This window comes from Bradyrhizobium sp. NBAIM08 (genome assembly GCF_020193935.1).
Lineage (GTDB): Bacteria > Pseudomonadota > Alphaproteobacteria > Rhizobiales > Xanthobacteraceae > Bradyrhizobium > Bradyrhizobium yuanmingense.
Window position 1 is genome coordinate 1 of the sequence record NZ_JADYVR010000725.1, and the last position, 419, is coordinate 419.

Annotated in this window: 1 protein-coding gene; it reads right to left on the bottom strand. The window is 72.3% G+C overall.

Features of this window, described 5'->3' with window-relative positions; translation table 11 throughout:
* Nucleotides 1-419: DUF2397 family protein (locus I6F37_RS41760; RefSeq protein ID WP_225154635.1), on the bottom strand; the 419-nt coding region annotated here is incomplete at both ends.

A 419-nucleotide genomic window follows, 5' to 3' on the forward strand; every position in this document is an offset into this window, starting at 1 on the left:
TTGCGCGCCGAGGACAGCAACTCGAGGAATAGCCTCGCCTCGATCGACGTCAATGGACTCCAGTTCGACAGCTCAGTCCCAGAGCGTTCGGCCAGCGCGGCCTCGGCTCGGGCGAGATCGGCACGATCCCGAGCCGCGAGCTGCCTGGCCGCAGCGCGAGCGGCACCCATGTCCGGCATACGGGGTGCCGCGCCCAGGAGCGAGCGCTGACCCTGGGCACGCAGCCGGCTCGAGACGGCCGCCGGTGCGGCCTCCCACACCGAAGTCTGGAGTGGACGGTCCGGGTCGGGCGCCCCGACGCGCAGGTGCCTCGCCGCGAACAGGGACGTCGCCGCCGTCCACACTTGCCACGCCTGCCCCGCGTCCGGCGCCGCCTCGATGGCGTGGGCAAGACGCACCAGGTCGGCTTTGCGTGAGAC